At 58.5% G+C, this 15258-nt stretch carries 11 protein-coding genes; 6 read left to right on the forward strand and 5 right to left on the reverse strand.

Going from position 1 to position 15258, the window contains the following annotated elements:
• Positions 1-210: 210 nt before the first annotated feature.
• From DIT71_RS06475 to DIT71_RS06490, 4 genes are all read left to right on the forward strand, one after another.
• Entirely contained in the window at positions 211-2484 is a 2274-nt protein-coding gene (locus DIT71_RS06475) for a DUF1631 domain-containing protein (RefSeq protein ID WP_114612418.1), read from the forward strand.
• Positions 2485-2584: 100 nt separating this feature from the next.
• Positions 2585-3211 carry a 1,6-anhydro-N-acetylmuramyl-L-alanine amidase AmpD gene (ampD, locus tag DIT71_RS06480; RefSeq protein ID WP_114612419.1) on the forward strand — a complete coding sequence of 209 codons (627 nt, stop codon included), beginning with the start codon at positions 2585-2587 and terminating at the stop codon, positions 3209-3211.
• Positions 3211-4098 carry a regulatory signaling modulator protein AmpE gene (gene ampE / locus DIT71_RS06485; protein ID WP_114612420.1) on the forward strand — a complete coding sequence of 296 codons (888 nt, stop codon included), beginning with the start codon at positions 3211-3213 and terminating at the stop codon, positions 4096-4098. Before ampD ends, ampE begins: the two co-directional genes overlap by 1 nt.
• Positions 4099-4221: 123 nt before the next feature.
• Positions 4222-6252: a methyl-accepting chemotaxis protein gene (locus DIT71_RS06490; RefSeq protein ID WP_114612421.1), complete on the forward strand. Its 2031-nt coding sequence runs from the start codon at positions 4222-4224 to the stop codon at positions 6250-6252.
• A 41-nt stretch (positions 6253-6293) separates the two neighbouring features.
• On the opposite strand, the gene DIT71_RS06495 is transcribed toward DIT71_RS06490, so the two are convergent.
• The 5 genes from DIT71_RS06495 to DIT71_RS06515 form a co-directional block, all read right to left on the reverse strand.
• Positions 6294-6851, reverse strand: a complete 558-nt coding sequence (locus DIT71_RS06495) for a cob(I)yrinic acid a,c-diamide adenosyltransferase (protein ID WP_114612422.1) — start codon at positions 6849-6851, stop codon at positions 6294-6296.
• Positions 6851-7840 carry a ketopantoate reductase family protein gene (locus DIT71_RS06500; RefSeq protein WP_114612423.1) on the reverse strand — a complete coding sequence of 330 codons (990 nt, stop codon included), beginning with the start codon at positions 7838-7840 and terminating at the stop codon, positions 6851-6853. Before DIT71_RS06500 ends, DIT71_RS06495 begins: the two co-directional genes overlap by 1 nt.
• A gap of 4 nt (positions 7841-7844) precedes the next feature.
• A complete protein-coding gene (locus DIT71_RS06505; protein ID WP_114612424.1) occupies positions 7845-10697 on the reverse strand; it encodes a valine--tRNA ligase in 2853 nt (950 codons plus the stop codon).
• A gap of 226 nt (positions 10698-10923) precedes the next feature.
• The gene (locus DIT71_RS06510; protein WP_114612425.1) at positions 10924-11412 is read right to left on the reverse strand and encodes a DNA polymerase III subunit chi; all 489 of its coding nucleotides are present in this window, start codon (positions 11410-11412) and stop codon (positions 10924-10926) included.
• Positions 11399-12892, reverse strand: coding sequence for a leucyl aminopeptidase (locus tag DIT71_RS06515; protein WP_114612426.1), 1494 nt, complete (start codon positions 12890-12892; stop codon positions 11399-11401). The genes DIT71_RS06510 and DIT71_RS06515 overlap by 14 nt, the downstream gene beginning before the upstream one ends.
• Positions 12893-13099: 207 nt before the next feature.
• On the opposite strand from DIT71_RS06515, the gene lptF reads away from it, so the two are divergent.
• Positions 13100-14203, forward strand: coding sequence for an LPS export ABC transporter permease LptF (gene lptF, locus DIT71_RS06520; protein ID WP_114612427.1), 1104 nt, complete (start codon positions 13100-13102; stop codon positions 14201-14203).
• Positions 14196-15257 (forward strand): LPS export ABC transporter permease LptG, encoded by a 1062-nt coding sequence (gene lptG, locus DIT71_RS06525; RefSeq protein ID WP_114612428.1) that lies wholly within the window; start codon positions 14196-14198, stop codon positions 15255-15257. The genes lptF and lptG overlap by 8 nt, the downstream gene beginning before the upstream one ends.
• Position 15258: the final 1 nt, after the last annotated feature.

Below are 15258 nucleotides of genomic sequence, written 5' to 3' on the forward strand. Positions count from 1 at the left end.
GTCCTGGATTTGGGATCTGGGCACGTGATCGATTCGGGGTAGTGATTCTAAAGCCCGGCCGCGTATTCGCCAAACGGAGTGAACCGGAATGCCAAACTGTGACGGCCATCACCTAATCACAAAAGGTGACAAATTCTGACACAAGATGACGGGGCTAAGGCCTAAGATGTCTGATAGCACAGTTTCCCCGATAACGTCCGGAGTAGCCGAATGGCGCAGGATAACAAGGTTGTAAGTCTCAGAGCCCAGAAGGTGCCAGGCAGAGTTTCCCTGCCGGCCTCGCTGGTGCGCCTGCGTGACGTATCCGGTCAGTCACTGAAGTCGGTCCTGTCGGGTTTCTTCGACAAGGCTGACGATGCGCTTTTTGAGCTCGCGGACAAGGCTGGCACCAACCAGGACCAGGTTGCCTATTTCGATGCGATGCGGGAACTCAGGTTACGTCGCAAGAACATGACGGTGTCGGTCCTGCAATACGTCAGCCGCGCATTCAATGAAATTGGTTCTTTCCGGCCGCTCGGCGGCAGCGGCGCGCTGGATGAAGTCGACCAGGACTCCCTTGCCCTGGTCGATCACGCGGATCTGGAACAGCAGGTTGCTATCGATAATCTGATTAACAAGCTTCGCAACCAGCATGCCGAGGCAATCAGATCACTGAATGTTCGTGTATCCCACCTGGTGACCTCTGCCAGGCTTGATGACAGCCAGATGCCTCTGAGCCCGGAAGTGATCTGTGGTGGCGTTGCCGAGGCCTGTGCCGACCTGGAAATCGATATCCGCGCCAAACTGGTGGTGCTGAAGCTGTTTGATCGCCTGTTGGTTGGCGTTCTGGGCGATGTATACAAAGATGCCAACCGGACGCTGATCGCAGAAGGCGTTATGCCAGACATGCGCCGCGCACCGGTGAAAGGGCATTCGTCGCCGGGAACACCCGCTTCCGGGGCTGGCCATGGTGGCGGCTTTCTGTCGGAGCATACGGGGGCTGATGCTGCGGGGCCATTGACCGCTCCGTCCGGCGATGTCCGCGCCACCTTCTCGGAACTCAGTGCGTTGTTGCGCCAGGGACAGGCCCAGAGCGCCGCAACTGGCGGAGCGTCCAGGGGCGCCGCGTTGCTGGATACCGGTACCCTGATGTCGCGGCTGAGCGATATACAGGCGCAATCCATACACTGGGGGCAGGGGCAGGTGGTGTCCCTGTCAGAGCAGCTACAGCCGGTGCTTCGGGCTGAGGCCGGAGGCGCGCTCAATGTCGGCCAGGTGGATAACGATGTCATCAACCTCGTCTCCATGCTGTTCGACTTTATTCTTGAAGACCGTCAGCTACATCCGGTCATGAAAGCGGTTATCGGGCGGTTGCAGATTCCCGTGCTGAAGGTGGCCCTGAGCGACAGGAACTTTTTCAATCGCGGTGGGCATCCGGTAAGAAAGCTCCTCAACGAGCTGGCCATGTCGGCCATAGGCTGGACCGAGAAAAAAGCAGGCCAGCGCGATCCCCTGCGGGAAAAAATTGAATCAGTCGTTGATCGTGTACTGAATGGCTTTACCGACAACGTCGAGATATTCAGCGAGCTTCTCAGTGACTTTGGTCATTTCATGGACCTGGATCGCCGTCGCAGGGAGCTGGTGGAACAGCGCCTCCGCGACGCGGAAGAGGGTCGGGCCAAACAGGAAAGGGCTTCGAGGGCCGCGGACGTTCTGTTGAGCGAACAGATGGGCGGCCGTGACCTGCCACCCCAGGTGATCACCCTGCTGAACGAGGCCTGGTCCAAGTACCTGCAGTGGATAGTCCTTCGCGAGGGCGAAGACAGCGAGCGCTGGCAGGCGGCGTCTGCCCTGACTCGCCAGTTGGTCTGGAGCGTGGATCCAAAGCCGGTCGAAGAGGGCACCCGCAGTGAACTGCTGAGGGCAATCCCCGGTATCGTGGATGGGCTGAGGTCCGCAATGCAGGAGATAGCCTGGGACCCGTTCGCCACCGACGCCGCCATACGGGATCTGGAGTTGGCCCATGTGGACGTGTTCCAGCGCCTGGTGACAACATCCCGGCAACCGGCGCCCACTGAAGAGCCGGAACAACCGGAGCCTCCCCGGAGCGAAGTTGCCATCGCTGCGCCAGATAGTACCCAGGAGGCATTACCGCCTGCTGGCGTAGTGACAGAAACGGTTATTCCCGAGCCTGGCGATGCTGTGGAAGCGAACAGTCACATCGATCCACAATGGCTTGGGCGAGCCGACAGCCTGCGTGTCGGGTCCTGGATCGAGCTGATCCGCGAGGGTGGCAAGATCCGCTGCAAACTGGCCGCGTTTATCAAGGCCACGGGCAAATACATTTTCGTCAATCGCAGTGGTGCGAAAGTGGCTGAGTATCACCGTGAAGGCCTTGCCGCAGCAATGGCGGCAGAGGAAATCACCATGCTTGATGATGGCCTGATTTTTGACCGCGCCCTGGAGTCGATCATCGATAATCTTCGCAACAGTCGCAAGGATTGATTGCATAGCAAGGCCGGCCACTTTGTGCTTCAATCACAGGCACCAAAGCAACAGAGGCGGATTGCTGAAGAACATCCGTCGCCGGCCAGCTGGAAACACATTGTCTGAACAAAACGCGCCCCACCGCTCCACTGAACCCCCAGAAACCCCGGCTTCCCGCCTGCGCCGCACGGGACGTGTGACCACAGCACGGTGGTGTCCTTCACCCAACTTCGGCGTGCGTCCGGATGGCGCAGGCATTTCCCTGCTGGTCGTTCATAACATCAGCCTGCCGCCAGGGCAGTTTGGCGGCGACGCCATAGAGCGATTTTTCTGCAATCAGCTTGATGGCTCTGCTCACCCCTATTTCGAGACGATTGTCGGGATGACGGTGTCGTCCCATTTGCTGATTCGACGTGACGGGGAATCCGTACAATTTGTCAGCCTGCTGGACAGGGCCTGGCATGCAGGCCGGTCATGCTTCCAGGGTGAGCGGGAATGCAACGACTTCTCGATAGGCATTGAGCTGGAGGGGGCGGATGACATTCCCTACACCTCCGCCCAGTATCAGACACTGGTGGAGCTGTCACAGATGATTATGGCGGCCTGGCCGGAGATTACGCCTGAGCGGATTACCGGCCACAGTGATATCGCGCCGGGCCGGAAAACCGACCCCGGCCCGGCGTTCAACTGGCGTCACTACCGGGAAATGCTGAGTGCCCGGCGGCAAACCGGGAGCAGTGGCTGATGGTGCTGGTGGTGTTTCTACTCGCGTACCTGACCCGGCGCAAGCTGGATGCCGCAAACACCATGCCGGGAGATGCGCTCTGGCGTGCGGCCTTTCGTGCCGGCAGTAAAACTTCCGCCGGCAAAGAGGCTGTAAAGTGGAAAGGGCTGCTGATGGTCACAGTGCCGTCGGTGTTGCTGGCAGTTGCCATGTGGTATCTGGCTGAACTGGGCTGGAAAGTGGCGACCTATCCCCTGGAATTCGTTTTGCTGGTCATGCTGATGGGGGCACCAGGCTGGAAAGCACCGCTGGAGGCCTACAGTTCGTCCTGGGCCAGAGGTGACATGCAGGCTGCCTGGCATCACATCAAGGACAACCTCCCTGCCAGAGATCGAGGTGCTGCTGCATCTCCGGACGAGATGCACCTGCTCCTGTCTCGCACCTTGCTGGTCAATGTATTTGAGCGATTTTTCCTGATTGGCTTCTGGTATGTGGTTGGTGGCCCCGCGGCTGCCTTTTTTGCTAGGGGAGTCATTGCGTTGCGCGATCACTGGCCACAGGCGGCTGCAAGGCCTGGTTACGCAGCGTTGGCAGAGCTGCTGAACTGGTTACCGTCCCGTTTGTTGTCATTTACCTTCGGCGTGGCCGGAGATCTTGCAGGCTGGATAAGCGAGAGGAAAGGTGCTCTGTTCGGTGTGACCCTGACAACGGACCAGGTTCTGATGGGAGCGGCCAACGCTGCGCTCACTGGCTATGCTCTGGACCCGGGACGATTTTCACGGATTCATCCTGACGAATGGCCCGGATATGGTCGTCGCAGTCTGGATGCGATCCGGAATTTGCTGAATCGAAGTATGCTGGTGTGGATCTGCTTGTTGGCTCTGCTGGTAATTGCGGGGGTTATGTAAGCATCACGTTTAAACAAAAATTACATTTTTACTCCGAAAAAACCTCAAGTTTGTAGTACTTTAGTCGATAAATTAACAATAGAATCATGTTTCATTTTTTCGATGCCTTGAGTGGGAGTACACGTGAACCAGCTTATCAAGCCTGCAGTGTCGTTGATGAACCGGCTGCCGATGTTCTACAAGTTCAGCCTGATCAGCGTCCTGTTTCTGCTGCCTATTGTTGCCCTTTCCTGGCTCGTGATCAGTGAGCTGAACCGGTCAGTGGATACCATGACCCGGGGTGTTGAAGGCCTTGAGCAGCTCGAGAAGGTGGATGCGCTTCTCCAGGCGTCCTTCGAATACCGTGATTTCCGGGCTCCAGGCAAGATCAAGGACGACAGCGAACTGCTCTCCCGGTCCGAAGCAACAGCAGAGCGGATTGACAGTCTTCTTGAAGCGCTCGCCGGGGCGGATGCACGGTTCGACACATCCGGCAACTGGGCTGAGCAGGTTGCTCTGCTGCGGGACGAATGGCAGCAGCTCAGATCTGCGGACAGCTACCTTGGTAATATCGACCCTCAGTTCAAGTACTATCAGGAATTCGTCCAGAAAGTCAGAGCCATGCTCTCTGCCACCATTGAAATTTCCGGTCTCGGCCAGGACGCTTCACGGGAAAACCTGCTGCTGCTCGGGCTTGTGCGGGAGGCCCTGCCGGATGCCGAGAGCATGATCGGGCGGGCCCGCTCCTTCGGGATCTACGCACTGGTTGAAGGGCAGGTCGGCTATGGGCTTAGTGACGCGCTGAATGAAATCTACGACGCACTCACCAATCGTTCCTCACTGCTTGGCTCCTCGCTTTCGGTAGCTCTCGATACATCGCCGGGGTTGGCGGACAATACCGGTAATGCCATTAAAGGTATCGAGAGCAGCCTGATGGATATTCGGGATGAGCTTGATGTCAATGTCATCACCCCCATGCGTCTGGAGCTGCCATGGCAGGATTTTAACCGTTCCGTCGAGAACGAACTCGTTCATTACGATGCCCTCACGGCGGGCATTTTTGATGTCGTCAGCGCTAACCTGAACGCGCGCCTGGACGGCGAGATTCAGCAGCGGCAGTTCATTATTGTTGCTCTTGTTACCGTTCTGCTGGTGGTGGTCTATCTCTATATCGGCTTCTTCATATCAGTTCGCACGGCAATCAACCGGTTCAGTCAGGCGGCCCGTACTGTGGCGGCGGGCGACATGACAGCCCATATAGATCTGGATAACCGTGATGAACTGGGTGAACTGACCACAGAGTTCAACAGCATGACAGCCCGGATCGCAGAGCTGATTCGATCCGTCAGCAGTACCACAACGGATGTCGATCGCCAGGCAACCCGGGTCAATGAGACGGCCGCCGCCAACAGTGAAGCAGTGGCGCGTCAGATGGAGGAATCCGGCCAGATCAACGAAGCCATGAGCCAGATGGTGGAAGCGGTTAACGAGGTGACAGAAAGCGCTCACAGGGTGTCCGACAGTGCCGGTACGGCAGAGGAGGATACCGAGAAAGGACGGAAAGTGGTGGCGGATACTGTTGAGACCATTAACCGTCTCGCCACCGAAATTTCGGGCGCGGTCGAGGTGATTAATCGGGTCAACGCTGACAGCGATAACATCAGCCAGGTGTTGGTGGAAATCAAGGCGATTGCGGAACAGACCAACCTGCTGGCGCTGAATGCTGCCATAGAAGCAGCACGTGCCGGGGAGCAGGGTCGTGGTTTCGCGGTCGTTGCAGACGAGGTGCGTTCACTGTCTCAGCGCACTCACAAGTCTACGGAAGAAATCGAGGGCATGATTTCTCGTCTGCAAAATGGCGTTAAAGACGCGGTAGCAGCCATGACCAACAGCCATGAGGTAACCGAGACCACAGTCAGGAAATCGTCAGAAGTCACGGAAGCACTGGACCGGATTGCGCAGGGCATTTCCACCATCGTGGATATGAGCCACCAGATTGCCCAGGCCGCCGAGGAGCAGTCTGCAGTCGCGAAGAACGTGAACACCAACGTTGAGCAGATCAGCGTGCTGGGCCGTAAAACCGCGGGTAACGCCGAAGAGACCCTGGCTTCTTCCCGCGAAATGTCCCAACTGACTGCTTCGCTGCAGCGGCTTGTGGAAGCCTTCAGGGTCTGAAACACGCCGGGCCTCCGGAACCGGAGGCCCGGGTTACAGGCTCACAGGCCTGATTTTTTCTGTTCCCACAAAATCTCTTCCCCGTCATTGCGCCTGGCCAGACTGCGGGCAAACACGAATAACAGATCAGACAGCCGGTTCAGGTAATGCCTGGCGTCGGTATTGATGGAATCCTCATGGCTCAGGGCCACAACCACGCGCTCGGCCCGGCGGCATACCGCGCGGGCCATATGGCACTGGGCCGCGGCGGGAGAGCCGCCGGGAAGGACAAAGTTCTTCAGCGGAGGCAGGTTTTCATTGTGGGTGTCCAGAGTCTGTTCCAGCCATTCGATGTGGTTGTCGCCGATGACCTTACTGCCGGGAATGGCAAACTCGCCCCCCAGATCGAACAGGTGATGCTGGATCCGGCGCAGATTGTCCACCAGTTCATCGTTGCTATCCAGGCACTCAATCAGAAGCCCGATGTGACAGTTCAGCTCATCAGCGGTACCCATTGCTTCCACCCGCTGGGCATTCTTGGCAATGCGATTGCCGTCTGCCAGTCCGGTAGATCCGTCGTCTCCGGTACGTGTGTAGATTTTGGAAAGGCGATTGCCCATCAGGATACTCCCGGCTTGATGTGGTTGGTTGAACTTCCGGCCTTTGCACCAGCCGACAGTTGTTTTACCCGTTCTGTCAGCATTTGGTTCACCGGCACTTCAATTCCATGATCTTGTCCCCGGCGCGCAATATAGCCATTGATGAACTCTATCTCGGTGGTCCGGCCCTGTTGCCGGTCGCCCAGCATGGATGATGTGTTCTGCGCCGTGCGTCGGGCAACCGTTTCGATGCGCTCACGGATTGTGTCGGGAGCCAATGGCTGACAGTCTTCAGCACAGAGGACCGCCGCGATTTCGGCACACAGGCCATCTATGTGCTCCAGATAAAACCGATGGTTGAGGATGTCGCCATTGCGGCAATTGAGAATGGCGGTAAAGGCGTTGATACCGGCATTGATCACCAGTTTGTTCCACAGCCTCTGATAAATGCTGGCTTCGCTATGGACCGTCAGGCCACTGCTCGCCAGGGCCCGCACCACGGCGTCCAGTAACGGTCTTGCACTGTCTGTGAGCGCGCCGATCCAGGTTTCCCCCCTGCCAGCATGAACGGTTTGGCCCGGCTCCGGTCGATTGGCGCCCTCGGTGGTGCTGGCGGCAAGAATCGGTCTGCGCGGCCAGCGTTCAGCGACTGCCTGCTGGCTTCCCATGCCGTTCTGGAAAAGCACGAGGGGGGTGCCCGAGGGTATGTCGGGGAGGCGGGATTCAAGGGCGCGGAGCGTATCGCCGGCCTTGGTTGTGACCAGCAGCAAAGAGGGTTGGTCTATCGAGCTGGACAGCCAGGGAATCTTAACCGACAGGGCAGAGCCATCGACCCTTTCAAGTCTGTAGCTTAGAGAGTCCCGGTCCGGTGCATCAGAGCCCTTGCGGGGCAAAAATGCCACCTTGTCGGCAGGCAGGTAGCCCGCCCACAACTGGCCGAGAGAACCGGCCCCGAGAATGGCAATAACTCCATTCCCGGGTAACGGTTGCTTCTCCTCGCGTCCGCTCATGGGGTTACATGGCCTCGATGGCAGCCCGCTGCTGATTGAGGCGCTCCATGCTGCCCTGGGCGTCCCGGAGCTTGTCCTGCTCTTTTGCCACGACTTCTGCAGGCGCCTTGGCGGTGAATTTCTCATTGCCAAGCTTGCCTTCCAGTCGACCGACTTCTTTCTGCAGGCGTTCCAGTTCCTTGTCCAGGCGTTTGAGTTCGGCGTCCTTGTCGATCAGGCCGGCCATGGGTACCAGTACTTCCATCTCGCCGACCAGCTGGGTGGCAGACATGGGTGCTTCGCCGCCAGTAAACCATTCCACGCTTTCGAGCTTGGCCAGGGATGCCAGGAACTGGCGGTTTTCGTCCAGGCGGCGCCTGTCTTCCGGGTCTTTTCCCCGGAGCAGTACCGGAATGGACCTGGCCGGAGAAATGTTCATTTCGCCACGGATGTTCCGTACCGCAACAATCACGCCTTTCAGCCACTCGATATCGGCAGAGACAGCCATATCCTGCTTGCTTTCGTCAGGCTCGGGGAAAGGTTGCAGCATGATGCTGTCACCGGCTTTTCCGGCCAGGGGCGCGATACGCTGCCAGATTTCCTCGGTGATGAATGGCATGATCGGGTGGGCCAGACGCAGAACCGCTTCAAGCACACGAACCAGTGTGCGTCGGGTGCCGCGCTTGGCCTCGGCGCTGGCGTTGTCATCGTTCAGCACCGGCTTGGAAAGTTCCAGGTACCAGTCGCAGTATTCGTTCCAGATAAACTCGTACAGCGCGTAGGCGGCCAGGTCGAAGCGATACTGGTCCAGGTGACGGATCACGTCCTGCTCGCAGGTCTGGAGCTCGCTGATGATCCAGCGGTCCGCCAGGGACAGTGCTACTGGCTCGTTGTTAACACCGCAATCCTCGCCCTCGGTGTTCATCAGCACGTAACGGGCGGCGTTCCACAGCTTGTTGCAGAAGTTGCGATAACCTTCCAGGCGCTTCATGTCCCAGTTGATGTCGCGACCGGTAGTGGCCATGGCTGCCAGGGTGAATCGCAGGGCATCGGTACCGTGGGCGGTGATGCCTTCCGGGAACTCCTTCTTCGTGCGCTTGGCGATCTTCTCGGCCAGCTTGGGCTGCATCAGGTTGCCGGTGCGCTTTTCCAGCAATTGATCCAGCTCGATGCCGTCGATCATGTCCAGTGGATCTATGACGTTGCCCTTGGACTTGGACATTTTGTCGCCATGTTCGTCGCGGATCAGGCCGGTAACGTAAACCGTCTTGAAGGGGACCTGCGGCGTGCCGTCTTCGTTCTTCATGAAATGCATGGTCATCATGATCATCCGGGCAACCCAGAAGAAGATGATATCGAAACCGGTGACCAGCACATTGGTAGGGTGGAAGGTCTTGAGGCGCTCGGTAATTTCCGGCCAGCCCAGGGTGCCGAACGTCCACAGGGCGGAGCTGAACCAGGTGTCCAGAACGTCCTCGTCCTGGTGCAGCTCCAGGTCGGCGGGCAGGTTATGCTTCTGGCGAACTTCGTCTTCGTTGCGGCCAACGTAGATGTTGCCCCCAGCATCATACCAGGCGGGAATGCGGTGGCCCCACCAGAGCTGGCGGGAAATACACCAGTCCTGGATGTCACGCATCCAGGAGAAATACATGTTCTCGTACTGTTTGGGCACGAACTGGATGCGACCGTCCTCGACGGCTTCAATGGCAGGCTTCGCCAGGGTCTTGGCGTCTGCAAACCACTGGTCCGTCAGCATCGGCTCGATGATCAGGCCGGAACGGTCGCCACGGGGTACGCTCAGCACGTGGTCTTCCACTTCTTCAACCAGGCCCTCGGCGTCCATGTCCGCAACGATCTGTTTGCGGGCTTCCTCTCGGGTCAGGCCGGCGTAAGCGGCAGGCAGGCTGCCGTCTACGTCCGTGTTTTCGGTGCCATCGGGATTGACCACTTCGGCCATGTCGCGGATGCAGGCGTCCTGGGTCATGACGTTGATCATCACCAGGTTATTGCGCTTACCCACTGCATAATCGTTGAAGTCATGGGCCGGGGTGATTTTCACGCAGCCGCTGCCTTTCTCCGGGTCGGCGTGGGTATCGGCAATAATGGGAATGCGGCGGCCAATCAGGGGCAGGTCAACAAACTTGCCAATCAGGTGCTGGTAACGCTCGTCATCCGGGTGCACCGCAACCGCGGTGTCGCCCAGCATGGTTTCCGGACGAGTTGTGGCGACCACCAGGTAATCCTTGCCGTCCTGTGTTTTCTCGCCGTCGGCCAGCGGGTAGCGCAGATGCCAGAAAAAGCCTTTTTCTTCCTTGTTTTCCACTTCCAGATCGGAGATGGCGGTATGCAGTTTCGGGTCCCAGTTGACCAGGCGCTTGCCGCGATAGACCAGGCCTTCGTCATACAGGCGGATAAAGACTTCCTGCACCGCCCTGTAGAAGCCGTCGTCCATGGTGAAGCGTTCGTGGTCCCAGTCCACGGAGTTGCCCAGGCGGCGCATCTGGCCGGTGATGGTGCCGCCGGAGTGCTCTTTCCAGTCCCAGATGCGTTTGATGAAGTCTTCCCGGCCCAGGTCGTAGCGGGTCTTGCCTTCTTCCGCCGCCAACTTGCGCTCAACCACCATTTGCGTGGCGATGCCCGCGTGATCGCTGCCTACCTGCCAAAGGGTGTTGCGGCCCTGCATGCGTTTGAAGCGGGTGAGCGTGTCCATGATGGTGTGCTGGAACGCGTGGCCCATGTGCAGGCTGCCGGTGACGTTGGGTGGCGGAATGGCGATGCTGAATGACTCACCTTCGCCGGAGGGGCGGAAGTACCCTTTGGATTCCCAGTTTTCGTACCACTGGCGCTCGATGTTTTCTGGCTGGTAGGTTTTTTCCATGGGTTTCTACTGGTGACCGTTTGGTTGATTCACAAGGGAAATTTGAGACAGCCGATTATACATGGTCCGTTGGTTTGCGGCGAACCGGGGTGCAGGGGTATGGGGGTGGTGTTTATTTCCCGCCAGGAAAAGGTGTCTGAGCGAAGCGAGTTCTTTTCCCAAGGGAAATAAACACCACCACCGCGCTCCTCCCCCAAACCAGCAGTCCTACAAAAGGCCCAAAACCTCACCGCTTCCTCTGATCATGCACCCGAGGCTCAATCCCCAGCGTACGCAGTTGCTTAAAGTGAGATCGTGCCTGTGTCAGAACCGTTTCATCGTTATGGGCAACCAACGCCAACCGCTTGAACCGGTCCGCGTCCGCCGGCAGGGTGGCCGAGAGGATGATCACCGTATCCCAGTCCTCTGCCACCGGTGGGCAAAGCAATATACCAACCGGATCGGTGCAGGTAGTGGCGGAATCGGGAACGATGCTGTGGGGAATGAAAGCGTCGGGGCTGAAGTTCCAGAGCAGGTCGTCCAGTTCCTGGGCGTGCTGCATGGTGTCGCAGACGATGCCCACCCGGTCTCCCTGCTGTCGGGCCTTGGCCACCAGTTTGGCGGTGTGGAGGTTGCGTGCAGCAGGGGTGTTCTGAACGAGGATGTGGAACCAGTAAGCCTGGTTCCGTTCATCCTGTGCGCCCGGGTTTTGCGAGCGGGAGCTACTTTCCGGCATGGGACATCAGGTAGTCGACCAGCATGGGTACCGGGCGACCGGTGGAGCCCTTGGCCTTGCCTGAGTTCCAGGCGGTGCCGGCGATGTCCAGGTGGGCCCAGCGGTAGTCTTTTGCAAACCGCGACAGGAAGCAGGCAGCGGTGATGGTGCCGGCCGGGCGACCGCCGATGTTCTGCATGTCCGCGAAGTTGCTGTCGAGCTGGCTCTGGTATTCGTCCCACAGGGGCAGGCGCCAGGCGCGATCGCCGGCGCGCTCACCGGCGGCCAGCAGGTCGTTGGCCAGTTCGTCGTTGTTGCTCAGCAGGCCAGTGGCGTGGCTGCCCAACGCAATGATGCAAGCGCCGGTCAGTGTCGCCATATCAACCACGACTTCCGGGTCGAACTTCTTGACGTAGGTGAGGGCATCGCACAGCACCAGGCGACCTTCGGCGTCGGTGTTGAGGATTTCGATGGTCTGGCCAGACATGGAGGTAACGATATCCCCCGGGCGTGTCGCAGTGCCACTGGGCATGTTTTCGGCGGCGGCGATGACGGCGACCACGTTGATCCTGGGCTTGGTTTCGGCGATCGTCTTCATGGCACCGAAAACGGCAGCGGCCCCGCCCATGTCGTACTTCATCTCATCCATGCCTTCGCCAGGCTTGAGGCTGATGCCGCCGGTATCGAAGGTAATGCCTTTGCCCACGAGTACGTAGGGCTTGTCTTTTTCCTTGCCGCCACGATACTCCATAACAATCAGCTTGGCGGGCTGGGCGCTGCCGGCAGATACGGAAAGCAGGCTATGCATGCCCAGCTTCTTCATCTGCTTCTCATCAAGCACTTCGGTCTTTATGACGTCGTTGTCTTTCGCCATCTGCTCGGCATGTTCGGCCAGCCAGGTGGGGTGACACACATTGGGTGGTGTGTTGCCCAGGTCACGGGTGAAGTTCATGCCACGGCCGGTAGCCAGGCCGAGGTTGAAGGCGTCTTTCAGTGACTTACCGGCGGAGGAGGCAGCAACTGTTACTTTGGCCAGTTTGCGGTCTGACAGTTTTTCGCTCTTGAATCCGCTGAAGCGGTAGAGCTGCTCTTCCAGAGTGCGGCCGATCAGGTTCAGGCGTGCCGCTTCCGAACTGGTGGCGTCATCGCCGGTTACCAGGGTGTCGCCCAGGCCGACCAGGACGTGCTTCGAGGGGCCATCCTTGATCTGGCTGGCCATGGCAATCAGCGCCTTGCGGTAGTTGGCCGGCGTGCGGTCCTTATCTGAGCCGGTACCCACCACCAGCAGGCGCGACCAGGGTTGTCCGTCCAGGGGAACCAGCAGGGTGGTTGCATTCTTACCGGTGGCGTCCCCGTTTTTATGCAGGGTCTTGATCAGTCCGCCCAGGGCTTCGTTTGCCTGTGTGGTGGAGGCAGGCCAGTCGCCTTTCTCCGGCAGGGCGACAACAAGGCAATCCGCTTTGGTATCGGCAATGGGCTTACTGCTCAGGGTAAAATTCATGGCAACTCCCGTTGGTTGTTCTGATGGAGGACAGATCCCGGCCGGGTTTGCTGTCCGAATGGCTATAGCATTGGGGTTCGGGGTCAAATTATCAAGCGCTGACAGCTTGTTAACCCTGTGGCCTGTCATTCGGGTCCAAGGTTACTTAGAATACGGCGAATCCCGATTTCCATCGACTCCGGTCGCATCCGGCTCTGAGAGACCGAATTGAGCATCGTTTTCCGATACCTTACCCGCCAGGTGATTGTCAGCATGCTTGCCGTTTCCGGCATTCTGCTGATGGTCTTCATGAGCGGCCGCTTCATCAAGTATCTGGCCGATGCCGCCGCTGGCGAACTGGCCGGCGATGTGCTGTTCCAGATTATGGCTTACCGTTTTCCCGGTTTCCTGGAACTGATCCTTCCGCTGGGCTTTTTTATCGGCATTCTTCTGGCATACGGGCGGATGTATCTGGAAAGCGAGATGACAGTGCTGTTTGCCTGCGGGGTCAGTGAAAAGCAGTTACTGGGTAAAACCCTGATCGGCAGTATTCCGGTGATTCTGACCGTGGGTGCCATGAGCCTCTACATATCGCCCTGGGGCATGAAACAGGTGGAAGGCATTTTCAATGAGCAGCGCCAGGCGACAGAGTTCGAAATGCTTGCCCCCGGGCGTTTTCAGTCCCTGTCTTCCGGGGGGCGAGTCACCTACACCGAAGGGTTGAGCGACGACAGGCGACGTCTTGAAGGCGTTTTTATCGCCGAGTACAACAAGAATGGCAAAGGCCTGTCGATTATCACCGCCCGCGAGGGGTCCCAGTTAATTGATGAAGAGACCGGCAGCCGGTTTCTGGTTCTCGAAGACGGTGCCCGATTCGAGGGCATCCCCGGTCGTCTTGATTACGACGTGACCGGTTTCGACGCCTACGGCTTGAAAATTCGCAGCGGTGACGCCGGGGACAAGGAGCTGGAAGAGGGGCTGAGCACCATGGATCTGATGGCGTCGGATAACCCGGAGCACCGCGCCATGCTGCACTGGCGATTCACCCTGCCGCTGATCGTGCCGATCGTGACCCTGTTGGGTGTTCGGCTCAGCCGCGTGAACCCGCGGCAGGGGCGATTTTTCCATCTGCTTCCGGCAATGCTGGTCTATATCACCTATCTTGGCCTGCTTATTGTCGCCCGTGACGCACTGGAAAACGAAAAGGTGCCGGAGTGGATTGGCTTGCTCTGGGTTCACGCCATCTTCCTGGTGCTCGGACTCTGGCTGCAATTCGGCCCCGCCTGGCTTTATCGCAGGCGCCTGATTCGGGAGGGCCGTACCCGTGCGTAAGATCGACCGTTATGTGATGAGCACGGTAGGCGGCGCCATGTTCCTGGTGATGCTGGTGGTGTTGTCCCTGGATCTGATTTTCGCATTTATTGCCGAGCTGGATGACGCCGAAAACGATTACCAGATGCTGCAGGCCCTGGCGTACGTATTTTTGACGCTGCCCCGCCGTATTTACGACTATCTGCCGCTCGGTGCGTTCATGGGATGCCTAGTCGGGCTGGGGTCCATGGCCAGTTCCTCTGAACTGACGGTTATCCGTGCCGCCGGCGTATCCCTGAAGCGTATTGTCTGGTCGGCCATGAAACCGACCCTGGTGATCGTACTGATCGGCGTATTGATCGGCGAATACGTTGCGCCCCCGGCGGAGCGGATGGCCCAGAGCCAGAAAGCGATGGCCCAGGGAGCGGGAGAAAATGTGACGTCGGCATCGGGTATCTGGCACCGGGAAGGTGAAGTCTTCATGCATCTGAACGCCGTTCAGCCCAACGGGGTGCTGCACGGAGTATCGCTGTTTCGTTTTGATGACGAGCGCTGGCTGGTGTCTGTCACCTTTGCTGAGAGGGGCATCTATCAGGGTGATGACTGGTTGCTGGAAAATGTCACCACTACCAGGCTGAGTGACGATGGAGCCACCCAGGAAAAACACCAGGCGCTGCGCTGGCAGACCGGTCTGTCGCCGGATGTGCTCAGCGTGCTGATTGTGAAGCCGGAGGACCTGTCTATCTCCGGCCTCTATACCTATGCCAGCTACCTGGGAGAGCAGGGGCTGAATGCCGCCAACTACTGGCTGGCTTTCTGGAAGAAAGTGCTCATGCCGCTGGGTACAGCGGTGATGGTACTGGTGGCCATTTCGTTTGTGTTCGGTCCCCTCAGGTCGGTAACCATGGGTTTCCGGGTGTTTACCGGCCTGATTGTCGGGTTGTTGTTCAAATACATGCAGGATCTGCTGGGGCCCATGAGCCTTGTTTTCGGCTTCAATCCGGTACTGGCGATTATCCTGCCAATCGCCATTAATGCAGCGGTTGGTGCGGTGCTTATGCGACGGGCAGGGTAAC

It is taken from the genome of Marinobacter vulgaris, from assembly GCF_003344045.1.
Taxonomy (GTDB): Bacteria; Pseudomonadota; Gammaproteobacteria; order Pseudomonadales; family Oleiphilaceae; genus Marinobacter; species Marinobacter vulgaris.